Consider the following 18,417-nt stretch of genomic DNA (forward strand, 5'->3'; position numbering starts at 1 on the left):
GCGACCTCAAGGCCGACATCAACAAGGCCCTCGAGACCATGGTCGCGGACGGCGCCTGGCAGAAGGCCGTGGACAAGAACCTCGGCCCGGCGAACTACAAGAACGAGCCCGCGCCGAAGATCGGCGACATCAAGAGCTGAGGCAACGCCTGACGGGTGCGCCGCCCCGCGGGGCGGCGCACCGGGGCATCCCTATACGCGGAAGCGCGGGAGATCGTGTTCGACTTTCTTGAAGGTTACGACCTGTTGGGGGCCTTCTGGACGACGGTGCAGCTGGCTGTGCTGTCCGCCGTGGGCTCTCTCATCTGGGGCACCCTGCTGGCCGCCATGCGCGTCGGCCCGGTGCCGTTGATGCGCGGCTTCGGGACCGCGTACGTGAACATCGTGCGGAACATCCCGCTGACCGTCATCATCCTGTTCACGTCGCTGGGCCTGAACCAGACGCTGGGTGTCTCCCTCGGCGCCGATGACGTCGAGACGATCAACTTCCGGCTTGCGGTCCTGGGCCTGATCTTCTACACCTCGTCCTTCGTGTGTGAGGCGCTGCGCTCCGGCATCAACACGGTGCCGGTCGGTCAGGCGGAGGCGGCTCGGGCGATCGGTCTCAGCTTCCGCCAGGTGCTGGGTCTGGTCGTGCTGCCGCAGGCGTTCCGTTCGTCCGTCGTCCCGCTGGCGAACGTGCTGATCGCCCTCATCAAGAACACCACGGTCGCGGCCGCCATCGGTGTCGCCGAGGCGGCGGTACTGATGAAGGAGATGATCGAGAACGAGGCCCAGCTGCTGCTGATCGCGGGGATCATCGCGTTCGGCTTCGTGGTTCTGACGCTGCCGACCGGTCTGATCCTCGGTTGGGTGGGCAAGAAGGTGGCGGTGAAGCGATGAGTTCCGTTCTGTACGACGCCCAGGGCCCCCGGGCCAAGCGGCGCAACGCCGTCCTCACAGTGGTCTTCGTGGCCGCAGCCGCGGCCCTGCTGTGGTGGGTGTTCAGCACCCTCAAGGACAAGGGTCAGCTGGAGTGGGCCCTGTGGGAGCCGTTCTTCTCCGGCACCGAGGCCTGGTCCACCTACATCTGGCCGGGTCTGCTGAACACGCTGAAGGCGGCCGCCCTGGCGGTGATCATCGCGATGCCGCTCGGCGCGGTCCTCGGCATCGCCCGCCTTTCGGACCATGTGTGGGTCCGGGTCCCGGCCGCGGTCGTGGTCGAGTTCTTCCGGTCCATCCCCGTGCTGGTCCTGATGATCTTCGGCCTCGCCCTGTTCGCCGAGTACACCAACGTCAGCTCCGACGACCGTCCGCTCTACGCGGTCGTCACCGGCCTGGTGCTGTACAACGCCTCCGTCCTCGCGGAGATCGTCCGCGCGGGCATCCTGGCCCTGCCCAAGGGCCAGTCCGAGGCGGCGCAGGCGATAGGTCTGCGCAAGGGGCAGCTGATGCGCCTGATCCTCCTGCCGCAGGCGGTCACCGCGATGCTCCCGGCCATCGTGAGCCAGCTCGTCGTCATCGTGAAGGACACCGCGCTCGGCGGCGCCGTCCTCACCTACTCCGAGCTTCTTTCCTCGGCGAACACGATGAGCGGCTACTACGGCGCGAACATCATCGCCAGCTTCACGGTCGTGGCTGTCATCTTCATCGCCCTCAACTTCGCCCTCACCTCGTTCGCGAGCTGGCTGGAGCGCCGGCTGCGCCGGGCCAAGAAGTCCACAGGCGCGGTCGTGGGCGCGGACAACGCGCAGATCCCCGGAACGACTGGGACCGGTGCCGGAGGCACCGTCTGACACTCGGTCAACCCGGATGACATACTCAGGGGCAGTGGCATGATCGCCACTGCCCCTGGTCACTTGACGCAAGCACCGGCAATGGGTTGCATACGTTCTGTGATCGTGCACCCTGCTCCAACTTCGTGTTCACCTACGTCCCTCGGGGCGTCACGACGGGCAGGGGGCGCCGCGCCGTGGACCCGGTGATCGTCGTCGGAGCGGGGCCCGTCGGGCTCACGCTCGCCTTGGCGCTGGCGCGTCAGGAGGTGCCGTGCGTGGTCCTCGACGAGGGGCCGGGCAAGGACGAACCCCGTGCGTCGCGCACCGTGGTCCTCCGCGAGGACACCACCGCCCTCATCGAACGGCTGACCGGCGTCCCCCTGGACCGGATCGGCGCCCACTGGGCCGGATGGCGGTCGGTGCGGCGCAAGCAGGTGATGCGCGAGGTCTTTTTCGACGGCACCGAGCCCGTCCCGCTGCACATCGCCCAGCACGAGCTGACCGGCGCCCTGCGCGCGGCCCTCGCGGGCGAACCGCTCGTCAAGGTCGCGGTGGAGAGCCGGCTCGACGGCATGGAGCAGGAGTCCTCGGGCGTCACGGCCCACACCCGCGGCCCCAAGGGCACGTGGTGGCGCGGCAGTTACCTCGTCGGCTGCGACGGCCCCCGCTCGACCGTGCGCAAGCTCCAGGACATCCGCTTCCCCGGCCGTACGGCGGTGGAACGTCACGCCGTCGCCGCACTGCGGACGGAACTGCCCTGGTACAACGAGGCGTTGCTGCACCGCATGCCGCCGTGGCGCACGTCGGGCCCCTCGGCCGGCGAGGTCACCGCTCGCCCCCTGCCGGACGGCGTCTGGCGTCTGGACTGGCTCCTGCCGCCCGGCAAGGACCTGGTCACGCCCGAGCTGCTGCTGGCCCGCATCCGGGAGACCCTGGCGGGTTGGTCGGGCGGCACGACCCCGCCGTACGAGCTCCTGGACACCGGTGTGCACACCGTCCACCACCGGCTGGCCCGCCGCTGGCGCGCCGACCGCGTCTTCCTGGCGGGGGACGCGGCGCACCTCCACGGCTCCCTGGGCACGCACGGGCTGGACGAGGGCCTGCGGGACGCCGACAACCTCGCCTGGAAGCTGGCCCTGGCCTGGCACCACGGGCCGCACGAGGCACTCCTCGACAGCTACCAGACCGAACGCCGGGCGATCGTGGCGGCCCGGCTCCGCGCAGCCGACCAGGCCCTGCCGCTGCTGCGCGGCGGCGGAGGTCTGCGCTCCTACGTGCCCGGCTCGGCCCGGGGCCACGACTCGCTCCTCACGGACGGCCATTTGGGGCACGGCCAGCTGGGGGCGCCGGGGGCGTACGCCGACTCGCCGCTCGCGCCTCCACCTCTCGAAGGAGAGGTCCCGGTCCGGACATCGCCCGGCTCGTCGGTCATCGACGTACGGGTCACAGCGGAGGACGGCACCTTCGTCCGGCTGCGGGACCGGCTCGGCCGCGGTGCGCTGCTCGTCGTGCTGATCGCCCCCGGCACGGGCGTGTGGGAGCGCAGGCACTGGGTGAGCGCCGGCATCATGCCCCAGCTCGCCGCCGCGGTCACGGCATTGCCGCACCACGCCGAACTGCTGGTCGCCGAGAGCTATCCGGGCGCCGCCGCGCACACGGTCCTCCTGGTACGGCCAGACGGGCATCTCGTGACCGCGCTGGGCGGGGTGCGCCCGGCCGATCTGTACACGGCGGCCGAGGCCGCGTTGGGAGGACCGGTCAAGGCGCAGGCGGAGGCCGGTGCCGCGGCCGGCTCGCGCTGATCTCGGGTACCGGAGGGGGCGTGCTCTCTGTCACAGTGCGTCCGCATGGTGACAGTGAGTTGACCTGCCCGGACGGTCGTGGTGTACTCCGGTGCGTGACCGACACCTGTGTGCGCCTGTGGCGGAGGGTCCATATGGACCTCCTCCGCTATGCGGGCTGCGTGTGTCGCCCGTCCTGCTGACTTCGCATCCTTTCTTTCCTCCGCGCGCGCCGCGCTCTTCATGCCGGCCGACGCGCCTCCCGTGCGAACCCGCATCAGGACCTCCAGGACGGCACCCGTGTCTGTATCCCCCTCCGCATCTCCCTCTGTCTCCACGTCCGTCTCCTCCGCCTCTTCCGGGCCCACCCAGGCCGACCTCTTCGACTTCGTCCGTCGTACGGCCGCCGACACCGAGCTGATCGACTCCCTGCCGCTCGACCCCGAAGGCCGTACCTGGGTGCGGCTGGAGGGGCCCGGCGGCAGTGAGGCCTGGCTGATCGGCTGGCCGCCCGGCACGGGCACCGGCTGGCACGACCACGCCGACTCCGTCGGGGCCTTTCTGACCGCCTCGGGCGAGCTCAAGGAGAACTCACTCGCCACGCGGCTGCCCACCGACGGCTGGAAGACCCTGGAGCTCTCCGACGGTGTGGACCGGGAACGCCGGCTGTCGTCGGGCCAGGGCCGCGCCTTCGGCCGGCACCACGTCCACGAGGTGCTCAACGAGTCCCCCGAGCAGCACGCGATCTCCGTCCACGCCTACTACCCGCCCCTGCCGCAGATCCGCCGCTACAGCCGCAGCGGGCCGATCCTCCGGCTCGAGCAGGTGGAGCGGCCGGAGGACTGGCAGTGAGCGCCATACACGAGCCGGTGAGCGGCAGCGGCAGCGGCGACGTCCAGCCTCCCGTCGGTATCGACCAGTTGCTGGAGCGGGTACGGGCGGGCTACGAGCGGATCGAGCCACAGAAGGCGTACGAGGCCGCCGAGGGCGGTGACGCGCTGCTGGTGGACATCCGCTACGCGGCGCTGCGCGAGCGCGACGGCCTCATCCCCGGCGCGCTCGTCGTCGAGCGCAACGAGCTGGAGTGGCGTCTCGACCCGCAGGGCAGCCACCGTGCCGCCGAGGCCACAAGCCACTCCCTGCGTGTCGTCGTGATCTGCAACGAGGGCTACGCCTCGAGCCTGGCGGCTCAGTCCCTGCACCAGCTGGGTCTGCACCGGGCCACCGACCTGGTCGGCGGGTTCCAGGCGTGGAAGGCGTCGGGGCTTCCGGTCGTGTGATCACACCGGAGACTCGAACCGCTCGTCTCGAAACCGCTTGTCCCGGATGCGTTCGTCCCCTGACCGCGCGTCTCAGAACTGTTCTTCCCCGAGAAAGTCCGGGTCCTCGCCCTCCTCCTCCAGCGCCTGCCGGACCACGCGCAGGGCGATGCCCTCGGAGTAGCCCTTGCGGGCGAGCATGCCCGCGAGGCGCCGGAGCCGTTTGTCGCGGTCGAGCCCACGGGTGGAGCGGAGCTTGCGCTCGACGAGTTCACGCGCGGTCGCCTCTTCCTGCTCGGGCTCGAGCTGGGAGACGGCCTCGTCGATCAGCGTGGAGTCGACGCCCTTGGTCCGCAGCTCCCGGGCGAGCGCACGCCGCGCCAGCCCCCGGCCGTGGTGGCGGGACTCCACCCAGGCGTCCGCGAAGGCGCTGTCGTTGATGAGGCCGACCTCTTCCAGCCTCGACAGCACCTCCTCGGCGGCGTCGTCCGGGATCTGCCGCTTGCGCAGGGCGTCGGCGAGTTGCTTGCGGGTCCGCGGGGTCCCGGTGAGCAGGCGCAGGCAGATCGCCCGAGCCTGCTCGACCGGGTCCCCTGGAGGCTCCCCCTGCTCGGCCCTCGACGAAGAGGGGGAGCCTCCGTCTTCGGTAATCACCTCACCGAAGCCCTGCCGGCGGCGTCCACGCCCACGACGCGCCCCGCCGTCACGCGAGCCGCCCCTGCGTGAACCCTCCCTTCGTGCACCGCCTCCGCGTGAGCCTGCGCCGGGCGAGTCGCTGTCGTCGGAGCCGCCCCCGTACGGCCCCTCGTCCTCCCCGTACGGCCCGCCGGTCCCGTACTCGCCGTCACCGTCCACGGCCGAGCCCGCGTCGTCTCCGGTGCCCCTCCCCCGTGGGGCACCGGAGGCGGCGTACTCGTACTCCGCCCAGTCGGTTCGTCGTGTCACGGGTCAGCTCTTGGCTGTGGCGGCCTTGGACTTGGCGGTCTTGGCCGCTGCCGGGGCGGGCACCGCGGGCGCGGCGTCGGCCGGAGCGGCGGAGACCGCGGCGTCCGTGCCCGGCTCGGCGGCCGGCTCCTCGGGACGCACGCCGACGCCCAGCTTCTCCTTGATCTTCTTCTCGATCTCGTTGGCCAGGTCGGGGTTGTCCTTCAGGAAGTTGCGCGCGTTCTCCTTGCCCTGGCCGAGCTGGTCGCCCTCGTACGTGTACCAGGCGCCGGCCTTGCGGACGAAGCCGTGCTCCACGCCCATGTCGATCAGACCGCCCTCACGGCTGATGCCCTGGCCGTAGAGGATGTCGAACTCGGCCTGCTTGAAGGGCGGCGCGACCTTGTTTTTGACGACCTTGCAGCGGGTGCGGTTGCCGACCGCCTCCGTGCCGTCCTTCAAGGTTTCGATGCGGCGGATGTCGATGCGCACCGAGGCGTAGAACTTCAGCGCCCGGCCACCGGTCGTGGTCTCCGGGGAGCCGAACATCACGCCGATCTTCTCGCGGAGCTGGTTGATGAAGATCGCGGTGGTCTTGGACTGGTTGAGCGCGCTGGTGATCTTCCGCAGGGCCTGGCTCATCAGACGGGCCTGCAGACCCACGTGGCTGTCGCCCATCTCGCCCTCGATCTCCGCGCGCGGGACGAGCGCGGCGACGGAGTCGATGACGATGAGGTCGAGGGCACCGGAGCGGACCAGCATGTCCACGATCTCCAGGGCCTGCTCGCCGTTGTCCGGCTGGGACAGGATCAGGTTGTCGATGTCGACGCCGAGCTTCTTCGCGTACTCGGGGTCGAGGGCGTGCTCCGCGTCGACGAAGGCGACCTGGCCGCCGGACTTCTGCGCGTTCGCCACCGCGTGCAGGGTCAGGGTCGTCTTGCCCGAGGACTCCGGGCCGTAGATCTCCACGACACGGCCGCGCGGCAGGCCGCCGACGCCGAGGGCCACGTCGAGGGCGGTCGACCCGGTCGAGATGACCTCGATGGGCTCCTTCGTCCGGTCACCCATGCGCATGACCGCGCCCTTGCCGAATTGCCGTTCAATCTGTGCGAGCGCGGCATCCAGGGCCTTCTCGCGGTCGGTTCCTGCCATGGGTTCCACCCGATTTGCTTGAGTCGATCGCTTCACGTCAAAGACGCTAACGCCTGCCACTGACAATGCGCCCCGACGCACGTCCGGCCTGTGGATAACTCGGGCACTTCTCTACCCAAAGTACGTCGAAATGCCCTTCGTTGAGCTTCGCCGGTGCAGCCATGAGAATGGATGTTCGATTTTCGTGTCAAGCGCACCGCGACTCTGCTGTTGACCTTGCCGCAAGGGCAGACCGCACCCTTCTGTCCATGACCAGTGACGAGGATGCCCTCCTTGCGGAGCAGATGGCCTACTACCGCGCGGGTGCGGACGAGTACGACCGGCCCTACGCGGAGCGCGAGGAGCTGCGGCGGCTCCTGGCCATGGTCGAGGACCTCCCGGTCAGCGGGGACGTGCTGGAGCTGGCCTGCGGAACGGGTCAGTGGACCGCGTTGCTCGCCGCCCGGGCGCGCTCGGTGACGGCTGTCGATGTCGCCGCCGAGGTGCTGGCTGCCGCCCGAGCGCGCACATCCGCCCCCAACATCCGGTTCGTCCAGGCCGATGTGCTCCAGTGGCGGCCGTCGCGGCGCTACGACACGGTGTTCTTCGCCTTCTGGCTCTCCCACGTCCCGCCGACGCGGTTGCCCGCCTTCTGGGACACCCTCGCCGACATACTGACGCCGGGCGGCAGAGTGGTGTTCGTGGACGACGGTCCCGCCGCCGCCGCGGACGAGGAGGGCGTCACGGACGGACCCGTTCCCACGGTGCTGCGCCGGCTCGACGACGGCAGCCGGTACCGCGTGGTGAAGGTGTTCCACGAGGCCCGGGCACTCACGGACCACCTCACGACGCTGGGATGGACGGCCCGCGTCGAGACCGTGGACGGAAGCATCGTCGGCGTCGCACGACCGCCGGCCGCTCCTGCCTGACCGCCGCTCGGTCCGTCGGCCGACGAGATCAGGCCGAGTCCTGTCCGGGCCCGCCGTCCTCCGGCCGATGTGTCCCTGGCCGCCGTGCCCACAGCCGCCTGGTGCGCGCTATCAGGCCCGGCCCCTCCCCCCGCCAGCGATGGCCGTGCACGCGCGGGTCGTCCGTGACGTCGTAGCGCTTCACGTACGCCCCCAGGAAGGCCTGGAGCGTGGCGACGGCGGGGATGGCGATCAGCGCGCCTACTGCGCCGAGGAGCGCGGTGCCCGCGATGACCGAGCCGAAGGCGACGGCGGGGTGGATGTCGACGGTCTTCGAGGTCAGCTTGGGCTGCAGCACGTAGTTCTCGAACTGCTGGTAGACCACGACGAAGATCAGCACCCACAGCGCGTACCAGGGATCCACCGTGAACGCGATCAGCATGGGCAGGGCGCCCGCGAGATACGTGCCGATGGTGGGGATGAACTGCGACACCAGGCCCACCCACACCGCGAGCACGGGGGCGTAGGGCACGTCCAGCATCTGCAGCAGGACGAAGTGCGCCGCGCCTGAGATCAGCGCCATCAGGCCGCGCGAGTAGATGTAGCCGCCGGTCTTGATCACTGCGATCTCCCAGGCGCGCAGCACCTCGGCCTGCCGGGCGGGCGGCAGGACGGAGCAGAGCGCGCGGCGCAGCCGGGGACCGTCCGCGGCGAAGTAGAACGAGAACAGCGCGATCGTCAGCAGCTGGAAGAGGCCCCCGAGAACCTGGGCGGACACGTCCAGGACGCCCGTGGCGCTGTTCTGCACGTAGTTGCGCAGCCAGTCGGAGCGGAGCACACCCTCCTGGATGTCCACGCGCTTCAGGTCGGTCTTGAAGTGTGTGTTGATCCAGTTGATGACGGAGTCGAGGTACTCCGGGAAGCCCTCGATCATCTTGATGATCTGGTCCGCGAGGATGGAGCCGAGCAGGGTGACGAAACCCGCCGACACGACCACCACGCCGATGAAGACAATGAACGCGGCCAGGCCTCTGCGGATGCCGCGTGAGGCCATCCAGCCCACCGCCGGTTCGATGGCGAGCGCCAGGAAGAACGCGATGAGGATGTTGATCAGCAGGCCGGTGACCTGGTGAAAGGCCCAGCTGCCCAGCTGGAACGCGGCGACGAGGGCGAGCGCGAGCACCATGGCGCGCGGCAGCCAGCGCGGCATGCGGCCGTTGGGCCCGGTGGTTCCGCCGGCGGCGGGGGGCCCGGTCGGCGGCGTCGTACCGAACGGGGAGGACTGCTGGGCTGCCTGCCCGCTCTCGTCAGTGGGTGCCACGGACTAAGTCTCACCCACGCCACCGACAGCCGTCTGCCCGCCTGCGATCTTCGTGACCCGGCAGCGATCTTTTGACCGTTCAACTGTTCGCTCGACCGGTCAAGGACCTCCGCGGCGGGTCGGTCAGCGCCTCCCCGGACCGGTCGGTCAGCGCCTCTCCCGGGGCACGTCCATCACCCCGCAGACCACCTGCCAGACCTCTTTGGCGTCCCAGCCGGCCGCCAGCGCCTCGTGCACGGTGCGCCCGCCGAGCTCCGACATCACGTGGTCGCGCGCGAAGGTGTCGGCGTAGCCCGGACCGAAGTGCTCCGCCATCCGCTGCCAGAAGACCGTCAACCGCATGACTCCAGTATCCCGCCCCTGGGGGTGGGCCTGAGCCAGGACCGCCTGCCGGCGCCGCTTTCCGCCCTACGGTCTGACCCATGGCCGAAACAGGAGCTTCCACACTCCCCCCGACGCCCCCGCCGCACAGCCCTGTCTCGCGCGCGGAGCGGTTCGTCTGGCTCACCGCGCGCGTGCTGGAGCAGCGCCTCTTCGCCCACCACTTCCGTGGCGCCGCCGCCGACCCGGTGGAGACGGCGCTGGACGCCTACCGCAATGAGGACGGCGGGTACGGCCACGCGCTGGAGCCCGAGCTGCGCGGTCCCGTCAGCCGGCCGCCGCACACCGCCCACGCCCTGCGCGTCCTGGACGCCGTGGGGCGCTGCGCCGGCCAGCGCGTGGAACGCGTGTGCCGCTACCTGACCTCCGTCTCCACGGCGGAGGGCGCGCTCCCGGCGGTCCGTCCCAGCGGGCGCGGCTACCCGGCGGCCCCCTGCGTGCCGGTCGTGGCCGACCCGCCCGGCGACCTCCTGTCCACCGGGCCGGTGGTGGGGTTGCTGCACCGCAACGAGGTGTGGCACGCCTGGCTGTTCCGGGCCACGGACTTCTGCTGGCAGGCGGTCGAGTCCCTCGATAAGCCGCACCCCTACGAGATCGAGGCCGCCGTGACCTTCCTGGACTCCGCTCCCGACCGCGCGCGTGCGGAGGCGGCCGCCGACCGCCTGGGCCGCCTGGTACGCGCACAGGGCCTCGTGGCCCTGGACCCCGACCACCTGGGCGCGTATCCGGTCTCCCCCGGCTATGCCTCCGGCGAGCACCATTTCCCGTACGACTACGCGAGGACTCCGCGCTCCCTCGCGCGCGCGTGGTTCACGGACGACGAGATGACCCGCTCCCTGGACCACCTCGCGGCCCAGCAGCAGGAGGACGGCGGCTGGCCCGTCCGATGGCGCCACCGGGCCCCGGCCCCCGCCCTGGAGGCCGGCCCGGTCGTGACGATCGAGGCCCTGCGCACCCTCAGCGCCTACGGCCGCACCATCGAGTGATCACCACGCCCCTATGGCCCGCACCCCCGCGGTCACCACCACGGCCGCGGCGACGACGACCAGGAACGGGGCGCGCAGCACGAGCGCCACGGCCGCTGCTCCGAGCCCGGCGGCCCGCGCGTCCAGCACCAGCGTCTGCCCGTCGGCGAAGGTCTGCTCGGCCGTGAGGGCCGCCAGCAGCGCGACGGGCAGCAACGCGGCGAGGCGTTGGACAAGGGGCCGTTCGAGAGTCCCCGTGGGCACCAGGAGCCCGGCCAGCTTGACGGCGTAGCACCCGAGGACGGTCACACCGATGGCGATCCAGACGTTCACGCGTCGTCCTCCCGGGAAGCAGGCGCGGACGTAGGTGCCCCGTTGCGCCGGCCGTCCGCCCAGAGGACGATCGGCGCCGCCAGCGCGGCCAGCAGCACGGGCACGCCGGCGGGCAGTACGGGCAGCAGCCCGAGCCCCAGCACCACGGCCAGCCCGGCGACGGCCCGCTCGGTGCCGGTCCTCAGCATCGGCGCGAGCAGCGCCAGAAACACCGCGGGTCCGGCGGCGTCCAGCCCCCACGCGCCGGTGTCCCCGATGGCACCTGCGCCCAGGGCGCCGAGCAGCGTGGTGAGGTTCCACAGGATGTAGAGGGTCAGCCCGGTCACGACGAATCCGATTCGCGCACCGCGCCGCGTGGGCTGTGCGAGCGCGACGGCGGTCGTCTCGTCGATCACCCAATGGGCGGCGAACGGCCGCACCGCGCGCGGGAGGGCGAGCAGCTGCGACAGCCGCAGGCCGTAGAAGGCGTTCCGCACGCCCAGGAAGAACGCCCCGGCAGCCGCCGTGAACGGGCTGCCTCCTGCCGCGAGCGCGCCCACGAGGGCGAACTGGGAGGCCCCGGTGAACACCAGAAGGCTGAGCGCACACGTCTGCAACAGCGTGAGTCCGCTGCCGGCCGACGTCACTCCGAAGGCGAACCCGGACAGCCCGACGGCCACCCCGACGCCCAGTGCGTCCCGTACGACGGCCCGGTCCGCTTTCCCACCGGTCCCTGTATCTCTGAGAACTGTCCGATCCACCACGCCCCGCACGCTACGAGCAGCCACTACCGCAGGTCTTGTACGTTCTTGCGCTCCCGCTGATAGGCCCCCGGAGGCACCCCGACGATCCGGCTGAAGTGCCGGTTGAGATGCGGCTGATCGGTGAACCCCACGGCGACGGCGACCTCGGACGGCGGCGTCCCGAGGTCCAGCAGCCGCCGCGCCCGCCGGACCCGCGCGTCCGTGAGCCACGCGTGCGGCGGCATCCCGTAGGCGTTGCGAAAGGCCCGCAGCAGTGCGAACGGACTGGTCCCGAGATCGGCCGCCAGCTGCTCCAGAGTCGGCGGCAGCGCCATCCGCTCCTCCAGCACACCGCGCGCGCGTGCCGCGATCCGGATCCCGGCGGTCCGCACCTCCCGCCGCGGCATGGGCCCGCCGTTCAGCCGCAGCAGCCTGGTCACGGCGACCCGCAGCAGCGTGTCCGCGGCCAAGGCGTTGCCCTCGTCGGCCGCCCGCAGCACCTTGTGCACCAGAGCGCCGGCGTACGGATCGTCGACCACCGGACTGACGAACCCCGGCGTCCCCCGCAGCGCCGTCGTCTCTGCCGCGATCTCCGTCACCACGTCGACCGACGGATACACCGCCCCGTACCGCCACCCCTCGGGCACACCGGCCCGCCCGGTGTGCGGAGTATCGGGATTCACCAGCGCGAGAGCGCCCGCCCCGGCGTACTGATCGCCCCCGCCGTGGTGGAACACCTCCACCCCGTCGGCTATGGCGGCGATCACGAAGTTCTCGTGCGTGTGCCGGACGAACGTCTTCCGCACGTACCGGGCCCGCAGGAGATCCACCCCGGGCAGCTCGTCGTACTGCCAGTGCCGCGCGCGCTCCGTCATACGGCCATTGTCCGCCGCCCCGCCCCGGCTCACCGGTCACCCCTCTCCGGCGCCGTCTCCGTCTCCGCCGTCTCCATCCCCGGCACCGACACCGCTGGCGAAGGCGCCCTGGCCAAGCCGCCACAGGCCCCGTTGTCAGTGCCGAGGTGCACGATGGACGCATGCCCAGCAATGCGCACCGAGCCCTGGACGGCTTCTCACCCGCGACCCGCGCCTGGTTCACGGGTGCCTTCCCCGCGCCCACCACCGCCCAGGCCGGTGCGTGGCAGGCCATCCACGAGGGCTCGGACGTGCTGGTCGTCGCCCCCACCGGCTCCGGCAAGACCCTGGCCGCCTTCCTGGCCGCCCTGGACCAGCTCGCCTCGACCCCTCCCCCCGCCGATCCCAAGAAGCGCTGCCGGGTCCTGTACGTCTCGCCACTGAAGGCCCTGGCCGTGGACGTCGAGCGCAACCTCCGCAGTCCCCTGACCGGCATCCGCCAGGAATCCGTGCGGATGGGCCTGCCCGAGCCCGAGGTCAAGGTGGGCCTCCGCTCGGGCGACACCCCGGCCGCCGAGCGCCGCTCCCTGGCCACCCGCCCGCCGGACATCCTGATCACGACCCCCGAGTCGCTGTTCCTGATGCTCACGTCCGCCACGCGCGACGCGCTGACCGGTATCGAAACGGTGATCCTCGACGAGGTGCACGCGGTCGCCGGCACCAAGCGCGGCGCCCACCTGGCCCTCTCCCTGGAGCGGCTGGACGATCTCCTGCCGAAGCCGGCCCGCCGCATCGGCCTCTCTGCGACGGTCCGTCCGGTCGACGAGGTGGCCCGCTTCCTGTCCCCCCAGCGCAAGGTGGAGATCGTCCAGCCGGAGTCGGGCAAGGAGTTCGACCTGTCCGTCGTCGTCCCGGTCGAGGACCTGGGCGAGCTGGGCGGGTCCCCCGTGTCCGACGGCTCGGAGGGCGCCGAGCGCCCGTCGATCTGGCCGCACGTCGAGGAGCGGATCGCCGACCTCGTCCAGTCTCACCGCTCCACGATCGTCTTCGCGAACTCCCGGCGCCTCGCGGAGCGCCTGTGCAACCGCCTGAACGAGATCGCGTACGAGCGGGCCACCGGCGAGCCTCTCGACGTGCACCACTCCCCCGCCGAGCTGATGGGCGGCTCGGGAGCCGCCCAGGGCGCGCCCCAGGTTATCGCCCGTGCCCACCACGGCTCGGTCTCCAAGGAACAGCGCGCCCTGGTCGAGGAGGACCTCAAAGCCGGCCGGCTGCCCGCGGTGGTGGCCACCTCCAGCCTGGAGCTGGGCATCGACATGGGCGCGGTGGACCTGGTCGTCCAGGTCGAATCCCCGCCCTCGGTCGCCTCCGGCCTCCAGCGGGTGGGCCGCGCGGGCCACCAGGTGGGCGCGGTCTCCACCGGCGTCGTCTTCCCCAAGTACCGGGGCGACCTGGTCCAGGCGGCGGTGGTCACCGAGCGCATGCGCACCGGCGCCATCGAGTCCCTCAGGGTCCCCGCCAACCCCCTGGACGTCCTGGCCCAGCAGGTCGTCGCCATGACCGCTCTGGACACCTGGCAGTTCGACGACCTGCTGGCAGCGGTCCGCCGGGCCGCCCCCTTCGCCTCACTGCCCGAGTCCGCCTTCACGGCGGTGCTCGACATGCTCGCGGGGCGCTACCCGTCCGACGCATTCGCCGAGCTTCGCCCGCGCGTGGTGTGGGACCGCGTCACCGGCGAGATCACCGGCCGCCCCGGCGCCCAGCGCCTCGCCGTCACCTCCGGCGGCACGATCCCCGACCGCGGCCTCTTCGGTGTCTTCCTCGCGGGCGCCGATCCCAAGAAGGGCGGCGGCCGGGTCGGCGAGCTCGACGAGGAGATGGTCTACGAGTCCCGCGTAGGCGACGTCTTCACTCTCGGCACGAGTTCCTGGCGTATCGAGGACATCACCCGCGACCGCGTCCTGGTCTCCCCCGCCCCGGGCGTGCCGGGCCGCCTGCCCTTCTGGAAGGGCGACCAGCTGGGCCGCCCGCTCGAACTGGGCCGGGCGCTGGGCGCGTTCCTGCGCGAGGTCGGTTCGCTGCCCAAGGACGACGCCCGCCTCCGTCTGCTCGCCGCGGGCCTGGACGCCTGGGCGGCGGACAATGTGCTCTCGTATCTGGAGGAGCAGCGCGAGGCCTGCGGCCATGTCCCGGACGACCGGACGATCGTCGTGGAGCGCTTCCGCGACGAGCTCGGCGACTGGCGGGTGGTGGTGCACTCCCCCTTCGGCGCCCAGGTGCACGCCCCGTGGGCGCTCGCGCTCGGCGCCAAGCTCTCCGAGCGGTACGGCATGGACGCGCAGGTCATGCACGCCGACGACGGCATCGTGCTGCGCCTGCCGGACGCCGACCTGATGGGCCTGGACCTGCTGGACCAGGAACCGGTCAAGATGGGCCGGGAGTACGACGCCGATCAGGCCCCCGTGGGCGCCGCCGACGTGGTCTTCGACAAGGGCGAGGTCGACCAGGTCGTCACCGACCAGGTGGGCAGCTCGGCCCTGTTCGCGTCCCGCTTCCGCGAGTGCGCCGCCCGCGCGCTGCTCCTGCCGCGCCGCAACCCCGGCAAGCGCACGCCTCTGTGGCAACAACGGCAGCGCGCCTCCCAGCTCTTGCAGGTGGCGAGCGAGTTCGGCTCGTTCCCGATCGTCCTGGAGGCGGTCCGCGAGTGCCTCCAGGACGTCTTCGACGTCCCCGGGCTCGTCGAGCTGATGGGCGACCTGGAGTCCCGCAAGGTGCGCCTCGTCGAGGTCACCACTGCCGAACCCTCTCCCTTCGCGCGTTCCCTCCTCTTCGGCTACGTCGCCCAGTTCCTGTACGAGGGCGACTCCCCGCTCGCCGAGCGCCGCGCCGCCGCCCTGTCGCTGGACTCCCGGCTGCTGGCCGAGCTGCTGGGCCAGGCGGAGCTGCGCGAGCTGCTCGACGCGGAGGTGCTGACCGAGCTGGAGCGCGAGCTTCAGTGGCTCACCGAGGACCGTCGCGCCAAGGACGCCGAAGGTGTCGCGGACCTCCTCCGCCTCCTCGGCCCGCTCACGGACGCCGAACTGGCCGAGCGGGGCGCCGAACCCCAGTGGGCTCAGGAGCTGGCCGGCGCCCGCCGTGCCATCCGGGTCCGGATCGCGGGCGGAGACCACTGGGCGGCGATCGAGGACGCGGGCCGGCTGCGCGACGCCCTGGGCACGGCCCTGCCGGTCGGTGTCCCGGAAGCGTTCACGGAGCCCGTCAAGGATCCGCTCGGCGACCTCCTCGCGCGCTACGCCCGCACCCACGGCCCGTTCACCTCGGCCACGGCGGCGGCCCGCTTCGGCCTGGGCGTGGCCGTCACCGAGGGCGCCCTGCAGCGGCTCAGCGCGGCGGGCCGGATCGTCCAGGGCGAGTTCCACCCGGCCGGGATCGGCCAGGAGTGGTGCGACGCGGCCGTGCTGCGCCGGCTGCGCCGCCGCTCCCTGGCCGCCCTGCGGCACGAGCTGGAGCCGGTGGCGCCCGCCGCGCTGGCCCAGTTCCTCCCTCAGTGGCAGCACATCGGCAAGGGGCACTCCCTGCGCGGCATCGACGGGCTGGTGCGCGCCATCGAGCAGGTGCAGGGCGCGTCCGTTCCCGCCTCCGCCCTGGAAAAGCTCGTCCTGCCCTCCCGGGTCGTGAACTACACCCCGGGGATGCTGGACGAGCTCACCGCCGCGGGCGAGGTGGTGTGGGCAGGGGCCGGTTCGCTCCCCGGCAAGGACGGCTGGGTCTCCCTCTACCTGGCGGACGCGGCTCCACTGCTCCTGCCGCCCCCGCACCCCTTGGAGCTGACCGCCCTCCACCAGTCCGTCCTGGACACCCTCTCCGGCGGCTACGGCCTGTTCTTCCGCCAGATCGCCGACCAGGTCCGCGCCACCACCCACCCCGACGCCACCGATCCCCAGCTGGCCGACGTGCTCTGGGACCTGGCCTGGTCCGGCCGCCTGACGAACGACACGCTCACCCCCATGCGGTCCCTGCTCGGCTCGGGCCGTACCGCCGGCTCCACGGCCCACCGGGCCAAGCGCGCCGTCCCACGCGGCCGGTACGGCTCCCTGACGGCCGCGGCCCGCCCCGCCGCGTCCCGCTCCGGTCCGCCGACGGTCGCCGGCCGCTGGTCCCTGCTGCCGTCCCACGAGCCGGACCCCACGGTGCGGGCCCACGCCCTCGCCCGCACCCTCCTCGACCGGCACGGCGTGGTGACCAGGGGCGCGGTCTCGGCGGAGGGCGTCGAGGGCGGGTTCTCGGCGACGTACCGCGTCCTGTCGGTCTTCGAGGAGAGCGGCCAGGCCCGCCGCGGCTATGTGGTGGAGGGGCTCGGCGCGGCTCAGTTCGCGATGGACGGCGCCGTGGACCGCCTGCGCGCGGTGTCCAACGCCCGTGACCGCGGCCAGGACCTGCCCGGCCCTCCTGCGGGCCCGGACCTCGATCCGTTCCCGGCCCATGACTTCGCCGAACCGGACGACGCGCCCGGCTCCAACGGCCACACCGACGATCCCGGCCCCGACGGCTTCCCCGACTTCGGCCCCGCCTACGACACCCCGGCACCCCAGCCGTCCCCGGGCGACTACGTCTCGCCTCGCGACTACCCCCCGCAGGCCGCCCCGCCCTGGCAGAACGGCGGACGCGCGGCGTACGACGCCGGCTTCCCGGGCCGCCGTACCCGCCCGGACCCCGCGTCCAGGGCCGTCGTCCTCGCCGCCGCCGATCCGGCGAACGCGTACGGCGCGGCTCTGGCCTGGCCCGAGCCCCCGACCGGTGCCGGGCACAAGCCGGGCCGCAAGGCGGGCTCCCTGGTGGTGCTCGTCGAGGGCGAGCTGACGCTCTACATGGAGCGCGGCGGCAAGACCTTGCTGGCCTGGGCCGCCGATCCGGACGGCGCCCCCAGCGACGACCCCCGCCTGCGCGCCGCGGCTGAGGCACTCGCCGCGGCCGCCCGCGCGGGCTCCCTCGGCACGGTCACGGTGGAGCGGGTCAACGGCACCCAGGCTCTGACCTCCCCCATCGGCACCCTCCTGGAAGGAGCGGGCTTCATCGCCACACCCCGCGGTCTCCGCCTCCGCGCCTGACCGCCTGCCGCCACACCCGCGGTCCCCGCCTCCGCGCCTGACGCCTTCCCCCACACCCCGCGGTCTCCGCCCTCGCGCCTGACGCCTTCCCCACACCCCGCCCCGCCCCGCCCTCGTGCCACCCTTGACCCATGCCCGAAGGTGACACGGTCTGGCAGACCGCGAAGCGGCTGCACGGGGCCCTCGCGGGCAAGGTGCTGACCCGCAGCGACCTGCGGGTGCCCCGGTTCGCCACGGCCGACCTCACGGGCCGTACGGTCCTCGACGTCACCCCGCGCGGCAAGCACCTCCTGACCCGCGTGGAGGGCGGTCTGACGCTGCACTCCCATCTGCGGATGGACGGCTCCTGGAAGGTCTACGCGAACGGCCGGCGGTGGACCGGCGGTCCCGGCCACCAGATCCGCGCGATCCTCGCGAACGCCGACAGCACGGCCGTCGGCTACCGCCTCCCCGTCCTGGAACTCCTGCGCACCACCGACGAGCACCGCGCGGTGGGCCACCTCGGTCCGGATCTCCTCGGCCCGGACTGGGATCCCGAGCGGGCCCTCACCCATGTCCTCCAGGACCCCGCCCGCCCTCTCGGCGAGGCCCTGCTCGACCAGCGCAACCTCGCCGGCATCGGCAATGTCTACAAGAGCGAGCTCTGCTTCCTGCTCGGCGTCACCCCCTGGCTCCCCGTGGGCGACCTGCCCGCCGAACGCGCCTCGAAGCTGCCCGCGCTGGCCAGGAAGCTGCTGGAGACCAACCGCGACCGCCCGGTCCGCAGTACGACGGGCCGCCGCGGCCAGGATCTCTTCGTCTACGGCCGGGCTCCCCGCCCCTGCCTGCGCTGCGGCACCTCCATCCGCGTCGCCGACCAGGGCGACGGCTCCCGCGAACGCCCCACCTACTGGTGTCCCACCTGCCAGCCGGGCCCCGCCCCGGCCCCGGCCGGGCGCAACCGGCCCACCCCAGGCAATTGACGACCCGTCAGA

General features: G+C 72.2%; 16 protein-coding genes and 2 pseudogenes. 11 read left to right on the forward strand and 7 right to left on the reverse strand.

What is annotated here, in order from left to right; all coding sequences use genetic code 11:
* From ACWIF2_RS26160 to ACWIF2_RS26190, 7 genes and pseudogenes are all read left to right on the forward strand, one after another.
* Nucleotides 1-140, forward strand: a pseudogene (locus tag ACWIF2_RS26160) (glutamate-binding protein); the annotation flags it as partial.
* A 75-nt stretch (nt 141-215) separates the two neighbouring features.
* Nucleotides 216-881, forward strand: a complete 666-nt coding sequence (locus ACWIF2_RS26165) for an amino acid ABC transporter permease (protein ID WP_454363131.1) — start codon at nt 216-218, stop codon at nt 879-881.
* Complete coding sequence (locus tag ACWIF2_RS26170) at nt 878-1,774, forward strand: amino acid ABC transporter permease (protein WP_454363132.1); 897 nt, start codon at nt 878-880, stop codon at nt 1,772-1,774. The genes ACWIF2_RS26165 and ACWIF2_RS26170 overlap by 4 nt, the downstream gene beginning before the upstream one ends.
* Before the next feature lie 176 nt (nt 1,775-1,950).
* The gene (locus ACWIF2_RS26175; protein WP_454363159.1) at nt 1,951-3,558 is read left to right on the forward strand and encodes an FAD-dependent monooxygenase; all 1,608 of its coding nucleotides are present in this window, start codon (nt 1,951-1,953) and stop codon (nt 3,556-3,558) included.
* 110 nt (nt 3,559-3,668) lie between these two features.
* Entirely contained in the window at nt 3,669-3,740 is a 72-nt protein-coding gene (locus tag ACWIF2_RS26180; protein WP_310851512.1) for a putative leader peptide, read from the forward strand.
* A 97-nt stretch (nt 3,741-3,837) separates the two neighbouring features.
* The gene (locus ACWIF2_RS26185) at nt 3,838-4,389 is read left to right on the forward strand and encodes a cysteine dioxygenase (RefSeq protein WP_454363133.1); all 552 of its coding nucleotides are present in this window, start codon (nt 3,838-3,840) and stop codon (nt 4,387-4,389) included.
* 5 nt (nt 4,390-4,394) lie between these two features.
* Nucleotides 4,395-4,817, forward strand: a complete 423-nt coding sequence (locus ACWIF2_RS26190) for a rhodanese-like domain-containing protein (protein ID WP_454363160.1) — start codon at nt 4,395-4,397, stop codon at nt 4,815-4,817.
* A gap of 72 nt (nt 4,818-4,889) precedes the next feature.
* Here the strand turns inward: ACWIF2_RS26190 and recX are convergent, their stop codons facing one another.
* A complete protein-coding gene (gene recX / locus ACWIF2_RS26195; RefSeq protein WP_454363134.1) occupies nt 4,890-5,741 on the reverse strand; it encodes a recombination regulator RecX in 852 nt (283 codons plus the stop codon).
* A 3-nt stretch (nt 5,742-5,744) separates the two neighbouring features.
* The gene (gene recA, locus ACWIF2_RS26200; RefSeq protein WP_391101421.1) at nt 5,745-6,872 is read right to left on the reverse strand and encodes a recombinase RecA; all 1,128 of its coding nucleotides are present in this window, start codon (nt 6,870-6,872) and stop codon (nt 5,745-5,747) included.
* 248 nt (nt 6,873-7,120) lie between these two features.
* Here recA and ACWIF2_RS26205 point away from each other — a divergent pair, with 248 nt between their 5' ends.
* Nucleotides 7,121-7,780, forward strand: a complete 660-nt coding sequence (locus ACWIF2_RS26205; RefSeq protein WP_454363135.1) for a class I SAM-dependent methyltransferase — start codon at nt 7,121-7,123, stop codon at nt 7,778-7,780.
* Between the two features lie 28 nt (nt 7,781-7,808).
* Here the strand turns inward: ACWIF2_RS26205 and ACWIF2_RS26210 are convergent, their stop codons facing one another.
* Both ACWIF2_RS26210 and ACWIF2_RS26215 read right to left on the reverse strand, forming a co-directional pair.
* Nucleotides 7,809-9,080: an AI-2E family transporter gene (locus ACWIF2_RS26210; RefSeq protein WP_454363136.1), complete on the reverse strand. Its 1,272-nt coding sequence runs from the start codon at nt 9,078-9,080 to the stop codon at nt 7,809-7,811.
* Between the two features lie 147 nt (nt 9,081-9,227).
* Nucleotides 9,228-9,422 (reverse strand): DUF3046 domain-containing protein, encoded by a 195-nt coding sequence (locus tag ACWIF2_RS26215; protein WP_454363137.1) that lies wholly within the window; start codon nt 9,420-9,422, stop codon nt 9,228-9,230.
* 80 nt (nt 9,423-9,502) lie between these two features.
* On the opposite strand from ACWIF2_RS26215, the gene ACWIF2_RS26220 reads away from it, so the two are divergent.
* Nucleotides 9,503-10,447, forward strand: a complete 945-nt coding sequence (locus tag ACWIF2_RS26220) for a hypothetical protein (protein WP_454363138.1) — start codon at nt 9,503-9,505, stop codon at nt 10,445-10,447.
* Here the strand turns inward: ACWIF2_RS26220 and ACWIF2_RS26225 are convergent, their stop codons facing one another.
* The 3 genes and pseudogenes from ACWIF2_RS26225 to ACWIF2_RS26235 form a co-directional block, all read right to left on the reverse strand.
* Nucleotides 10,448-10,759, reverse strand: a complete 312-nt coding sequence (locus tag ACWIF2_RS26225) for an AzlD domain-containing protein (protein ID WP_454363139.1) — start codon at nt 10,757-10,759, stop codon at nt 10,448-10,450.
* Nucleotides 10,756-11,502, reverse strand: a complete 747-nt coding sequence (locus tag ACWIF2_RS26230) for an AzlC family ABC transporter permease (protein WP_454363140.1) — start codon at nt 11,500-11,502, stop codon at nt 10,756-10,758. The genes ACWIF2_RS26225 and ACWIF2_RS26230 overlap by 4 nt, the downstream gene beginning before the upstream one ends.
* Nucleotides 11,503-11,528: 26 nt before the next feature.
* A pseudogene (locus ACWIF2_RS26235) lies at nt 11,529-12,356 on the reverse strand (AraC family transcriptional regulator); the annotation flags it as partial.
* A 161-nt stretch (nt 12,357-12,517) separates the two neighbouring features.
* Between ACWIF2_RS26235 and ACWIF2_RS26240 the strand changes: the two are divergent.
* Together ACWIF2_RS26240 and ACWIF2_RS26245 are read left to right on the forward strand one after the other, a co-directional pair.
* Nucleotides 12,518-17,443 (forward strand): ATP-dependent helicase, encoded by a 4,926-nt coding sequence (locus tag ACWIF2_RS26240; protein ID WP_454363142.1) that lies wholly within the window; start codon nt 12,518-12,520, stop codon nt 17,441-17,443.
* 131 nt (nt 17,444-17,574) lie between these two features.
* A complete protein-coding gene (locus ACWIF2_RS26245) occupies nt 17,575-18,405 on the forward strand; it encodes an Fpg/Nei family DNA glycosylase (RefSeq protein WP_454363144.1) in 831 nt (276 codons plus the stop codon).
* Nucleotides 18,406-18,417: the final 12 nt, after the last annotated feature.

The sequence above is a fragment of the Streptomyces sp. NPDC055506 genome (assembly GCF_053643595.1).

Excerpts from the sequence above, each read along its gene's own strand:
- ACWIF2_RS26170 (WP_454363132.1), top strand. The coding sequence starts at position 878 with ATGAGTTCCGTTCTGTACGACGCCCAGGGCCCCCGGGCCAAGCGGCGC.
- recA (WP_391101421.1), bottom strand. The coding sequence starts at position 6,872 with ATGGCAGGAACCGACCGCGAGAAGGCCCTGGATGCCGCGCTCGCACAG.
- ACWIF2_RS26205 (WP_454363135.1), top strand. The coding sequence starts at position 7,121 with ATGACCAGTGACGAGGATGCCCTCCTTGCGGAGCAGATGGCCTACTAC.
- ACWIF2_RS26215 (WP_454363137.1), bottom strand. The coding sequence starts at position 9,422 with ATGCGGTTGACGGTCTTCTGGCAGCGGATGGCGGAGCACTTCGGTCCG.
- ACWIF2_RS26220 (WP_454363138.1), top strand. The coding sequence starts at position 9,503 with ATGGCCGAAACAGGAGCTTCCACACTCCCCCCGACGCCCCCGCCGCAC.
- ACWIF2_RS26240 (WP_454363142.1), top strand. The coding sequence starts at position 12,518 with ATGCCCAGCAATGCGCACCGAGCCCTGGACGGCTTCTCACCCGCGACC.
- ACWIF2_RS26245 (WP_454363144.1), top strand. The coding sequence starts at position 17,575 with ATGCCCGAAGGTGACACGGTCTGGCAGACCGCGAAGCGGCTGCACGGG.